Annotated in this window: 2 protein-coding genes; both read right to left on the bottom strand. The window is 70.9% G+C overall.

The window, feature by feature from the left end; translation table 11 throughout:
- Positions 1-76 precede the first annotated feature (76 nt).
- The gene (locus ACWD5D_RS44665; protein ID WP_451378481.1) at positions 77-3,592 is read right to left on the bottom strand and encodes an Eco57I restriction-modification methylase domain-containing protein; all 3,516 of its coding nucleotides are present in this window, start codon (positions 3,590-3,592) and stop codon (positions 77-79) included.
- The coding region (gene drmD, locus ACWD5D_RS44660) for a DISARM system SNF2-like helicase DrmD (RefSeq protein WP_451378480.1) at positions 3,589-5,618 on the bottom strand (2,030 nt) is incomplete at its 5' end. The genes drmD and ACWD5D_RS44665, both read right to left, overlap by 4 nt.

Raw genomic sequence — 5,618 nt, 5'->3', positions numbered from 1 at the left:
CTGCGTCGCCTCATCCGCCGCGCGTGGATCCTCTACCGCTGGGACGCACGCCCCGGGAAGCGCCCCTGAGCACCGCCTATCCGCGCACGCCCTTAACCAGTAGACGTTCGGGCTTCACCTCCCTCAACACCTTCTCGAACGCCTTCGGGTACTCCTCAGCCTTACTCAGTTCACGCGCCCCGAAGTCGATGACCCACCGCTCGGTCCCATGCTCCGGGTGGTTGTTGATGTCCTGCCCGTTGAGGTACGGGAACAGTACTTCCGCGTACCGTCTGTCTTCGCTGATCCAGGATCGGGCCTCGGACTCGGGAAGCGTGAAGCCAAGGCCCAGCACGATCGAGCCTTGGAACGCCACCCCTCCGTTCCCTTCCAGCGCCTCCACCCAAGCCGCCTCCCTTGTCCCCGGGTTCAGCGAAGTCGTGATCCCGTTCGGTACCGCCGCCCCGCTCAGCACCCGGGGAGCCGCATCGGCTATCCGGGCCCGGCTCGTCCACACCGCGCAGTACTCCAACACTGCCGAACTCGAAGGCCAGGGCTTGCTCTTGACAGCTCGCCGGATGGAGACACCCCGGGCCTCCAACTGGTCAAGGCCGACTTCCCGCGAGTCCCCCTGCGCAAGGGTGTTCGTGGCGATCAATCCAGTCTGCCCCGCCCCGTTCAGCAGCTCATGCACCCGCAGTTCGAAGTACGCCACCAGGTCGGCACTGCCTCGCTTGCCTCCGGCCAGGTACCGCACCAGGTACTCCCGGTACGCCTCCCCCAGCGCGCCCGTGAGCTTCTGCCCGCCCAAGAACGGCGGATTCCCCACCACCGCGTCGAACCCGTCCCGCCCCCCGCTGAACACCTCGGGGAACACCAGCGGCCAGTGCACCGGCGCCCGTTCGAGCCCGTCCTCCGGCAGCTCCGCCGCCAGCCACTCCTGCGCCGTGGCCCGCGCCGCGCGCACCACGTCCGTGTCGTCGGCGACGTCCTCCGACGCGATCTCGCGGACGATGTTCGCGGCCACAGGGAACAGATCCCGCACCGGCTCGCCGCCCGCGCTCTCGTACCAGGGGACGCGGCCGGAGGAGCAGGTGGCCAGGGCCGCGCCGACGATGAGGTCGCCGACCAGGCGGAGCCGGGCCGAATGCCGGTTGACCGCCGCCAATCGCTCCCGCTTCTTGGCCAGGGCGACCAGGTCGACGCCCTTGATGGTGGTGATGGCGAGGCGTTCGCGGGTCAGGGCGTCGACGCGGTCGCGTGCGTCGAGGGCGAAGGAGTCCTCCTGGCCGCCCGCGTCGAGGTGGATGCGGGTGATCTGGCCCATGCCGGTGACCCCGAGGAGCGAGTCCCCCGCCACCAACCGGTCGTCGAGGAAGGTGAAAGGCCGTCCCGGGTCCATCGACACCAGCCACAGCGACAGCTTGGCCATCTCCACGGCCATCGGGTTGATGTCCGCCCCGTACAGGCAGTGCTCGATGATCTGGCGGCGGGCTTCGACGACCACCGGGTCCTGTTCCGCGTCCGCCGCCGTCACGGCCTCAACAGCCCGCCCGGCCCGATAGACCATTGCGCCCGTGTGGCCCTCGTTCTCCCAGGCCTCTATGAGCCGGTCGCCCAGGTAGCGGCAGGCCGCCACCAGGAAGGCCGCCGAGCCCATCGCTATGTCCGCGACCTTCAGGTCCAGGATCTGCTCGGAGGACTTCAGCCGCCACTGCCCCGTGTCCGCCGTCTGCAGCGAGCCCGGCTCGTACGCCAGGGGCTGCAGTGCGTGCAGCACGACCTCCTCCGCGAGGAAGCGGGGCGTGTAGTGCGTGCCCGTGTTCTTCCGGAGCGAGGACTCGGTGACGTACAGGGTGCCGTTCGGGATGACTGTCGGCAGGCCACGCAGGTCATCCCGCAGGATCCCGACGAACGGCAGCAGCCGCTCCGTCAGGCCCGGGTGGTCCTTCGTCACCGCGTTCAGCCGGCGCCGCGCCTCCGCCGCCTCCTCGGCCCCCACCGGGGCGAGCTTCTTCTCCAACTGTCCGGCCGTCGCGGGCGGCTTCGGCTCCTTCCACTTCTCGTGGATGGCCTTCGCCAGCGCCTTCACGAAGGCACTGGGCGATGAGGCGGCGGCCTTCGCCGCCAGCGACTCCAGCTCCCGCAGCGGTACCTCGTGCTCCAGCCCCTCGGGGCCGATCAGCCCCACCATGTGCTCGGTCGCGCGGCGGCCGTCGTACGACAGCAGGCCCTCGTAGACGTAGCCGATCTGTTCGACGTCCAGGGCGCGGAAGCTGAGCGTGCGGACCTCGCGGTCCTTGCCCTTGCCGACGCGGACCTCTTGCACCGCCTGGAGCATGTGCAGGACCGTACGGTCGTCTATCGGCAGCAGCGGGGTGGTGCGCTCCAGCCAGGGATACGTGTCGGGGTCGAAGATCGAGCCGTCGTACGCGGGCAGGTGGAAGCCGGAGGCGGGGTGGTCCACTCCTCCGTACACGGCGTGGAAGAGGGCGATCAGGCGGTGCCACGCGGACGTGGTGTGCTCCAGAGAGGTCTCGCCCTCCTCGTCCGCGCGCGCCTTCAGCTCGTCGCGCAGGAAGCGGGCGGAGTAGGAGCGGGCGTACACCTCGTTGTCGGCGGGCAACATGCCGCGTTCTTCCGCGAACAGGAGGAAGACGACGCGCATCATCACCGCGACCGAGGCGCGGTAGACCTCGCCCGCGCCGACGCCGGACGCGTACAGGCCGGGGGCGCCGTGTTCGACGGCCCGTACGTCCGCGCGCCCGATGGCGTCGACGAGGAGTTCCACGGCCTGGCGGACCTGGACGCCCAGCGCCTCGGTGACGTCCTCGCCCGCCGCGAGGCTCGCCTTGAGCAGGCCGACGAGCGTCTCGGCGTCCTCGTACTCGAAGAAGCGGCGGCGCCGGAGCAGCGACACGAAGGCGCGGACGACGTTGCGCTCCGCTGCCTCGTTCCATCCGATGGTGTCGAAGACCGCCGTGGTCGTGACGCCACCGAGCGGGGCCCAGACCAGGCACCACCAGCGGCCGTCGGTGACCAGGCCGAGCGGTACGCCGTGGTGGCGGAGCAGGCGGGCGAGGCGGTCGGCCGGGGCCGCAGCCCAGTCGCCGCCTCCGCCTGCGCGGGCGGTGGGCGCGGTGCCGGCCGGGACCGTCAGGCCGAGGAGTCGTACGCGCTTGGCGGCGGCCTCGGTGCTGGGCTCCACCGCGAGGTCGGTGCCGGGGTCGGTGAGCGCGAAGTCGGGGCGGACCTCGGTGTTGTGCTCCGCGACACGCAGCGTGAGACGGTCCAGGCCGTGGTGTTCGGACTCACCGAGACGGAGCGTCAGGGCGTCGTTCCAGCCGAGGAGCCGCGTCAGGATGTACGCCACCCACTCGTCACGGCCCGCAGTCGTGTCGGTCTGCCAGTCGGCGTGGCGGGCACGCAGCCGGGCGCGTTCGTCCTTCTCGAGGGCGTCGAGCTGGGGCCAGGCCCGCAGCAGGACGGGCATGGTGAGGAAGGGGCCGGAGACCTCGGTGAGGTCCAGCCACTCCTGGTGCTGCCGGCGGCCGTCGGTGGCCTGGGCCTTGGCGGCGGCCATTCCGCGGCTCATGGGGCGGCGAGGGCTCATCGGCGGGCTTCCTTTGCGGGGACGACGAACACGACGGCGGCGGGGAAGAGGTGGGAGCGGGGTTCCCGGTAGCGGGCGGCGATGGCGGCGAGTTCGCGTTCGCGCTCGGCGGGGAGGCCTTCGAGGCGTTCCTGCCAGCGGCGGCGGTCGTCCTCGAACTGGCGGCGCTCGTGGCCGGTCAGCTCATGGGTGGACAGCAGGGTGAGCTGTTCGCCCTCGCCGTCGCCCTCCTCCTTGAGCTTGGCGCGCAGGGTGGCTTCGAAGCGGTCGAGGGTGGCGGTGATGCGGCGCTCCTCCTCCGCGCGGCGGTCGGCGAGCCTGCTCTCCAGCTGGCGGCCGAGTTCGGCGGCGCGCGCCTCCAGGGAGCGGTAGAGCGGGTCGCGGAGTCTCGGCCAGGCCTCGGTGAGTTCGCCGCGCAGGTGCGGGGCGGCCTCGGTGCCCTGCGTGAGCGCCTCGGACAGGACCCTGCCCTGTTCACCGACCGACTCCCAGCGGCGGAAGCGGCCGGTGTCGCCGAACCAGCCGCCCGCGTACAGGACTTCCTCGTGCAGGCGGGTGCCGTCGGTGCCGACGAGGACGTAGCGGGCGTACGCGGAGACCAGGGTGGTGGTGACGGCCGGGTCGTCGGAGACGACGGCGGTGACGCGGTTGAGGCCGACCGAGTCGGCGTTCCAGACGGCGGCGGTGAGCAGGCGCGTGGACAGGGCGACCAGCGGGTGCTTGAGGTGGGCGAGGACCACGTCGTCGTGGGCCTGCGCGGCGACCGCCGGGGAGAAGGTGAGAGGGCGCTGCTCGCCTTCGCGGAGCTTGTGGGCGAGGCCGCGGGTGGCGCGCTCCCAGCTGCCGGAGAGGGGCTGCACCTCGAAGAGGTCGCCCGGTTCGAACTGCTCGGTGCGGAAGGCGGAGGGCAGGAGCGGAGGCTGGTGGTCGAGGGCGAGGGCGGTGTCGACGACGCGCTGGACGTTGGCCGGGGTCAGGCCGAGGGCCGACACGGTGCTTTCGTACTGGTCGGCGAGCCTCTTGGCCTGGGCGGTGACGTTCTGTTCGGGCGCGACCTCACCGCCGGTGCGGCGCCCCTTGATCGGCTTGGGCCTGGCGTGCTCGATGTCGACGGGCGCGGTGTCGCCGGTCATGCGCCGCTGTACGGCGTCGGCGAGTACGGCATTGACGGAGCCGAGGTCGTGCTCCATGCGCGCGACCTTCTTGGCGACGCGGGAGAGGAATTCGAGGTCCGCCTCGTAGGAACCCGCCTGTGCCTGCTGCCAGCCGGAGCCGATGAAGTGGGTTATCTCCGGGTCCTTCTTCTGACCCCAGCGGTCGATGCGGCCTATTCGCTGTTCCAGCTTGTTGGGGTTGAAGGGTATGTCGTAGTTGATCAGGCGGTGGCAGTGGTTCTGGAGGTCGATGCCCTCGCCGGCGGCATCGGTGGCGAGGAGGATGCGCACCTTGCCCTCGGGGAGGGACGGATCGGCCTGGAATCCGAGGCGGATGCGTTCGCGTTCCTCGGCGGACAGTCCTCCGTGGAGGCGTTCGACGCGGCCGCCATCGGTGAGTTCCTCTTGCTGGAGGAGGTCGTGGAGCCACTCCTGGGTGTCGCGGTACTCGGTGAAGACGACGACCCGCTGGTTGGTCCAGAACGTGCCGTCGGACGGCCGGCAGATCGACTTGAGCTCGCGGATCAGGGTCTCGGCCTTGGAGTCGGGGGCGGCCTCGTGGGTGAGGGCCCATCGCTCCATGTGCTGGAGCAGGTCGAGTTCCGTGCCGTCCTCTGCGGGGGTGAGGGAGGTTGAGCGGGTCAGGGCGTCGTCCTCGGCGTCGGCGAGGCCGTTGTCGTCGAGGTCGGCGACGAGGTCGGCGAACTCCTCCAGCCACTCGGGGACTTCGGCGGCGGCCGTGCGGCCGCGGGCGGGACCGGCGTCCTCCAGGACTCTGTTGGGAAATCCGCAAAACGGTTGCGTGCCTGTGGTTTCAGGCGGCGAGTTCGAGGCGGGCCAGGTGGGAGGTTCTGATCTTGCCGAGCGGGGTG

This window comes from Streptomyces sp. NPDC002520, assembly GCF_053595235.1.
The sequence above is the reverse complement of the archived record's forward strand: the minus strand, read 5'-3'. Positions and strand labels throughout refer to the sequence as shown.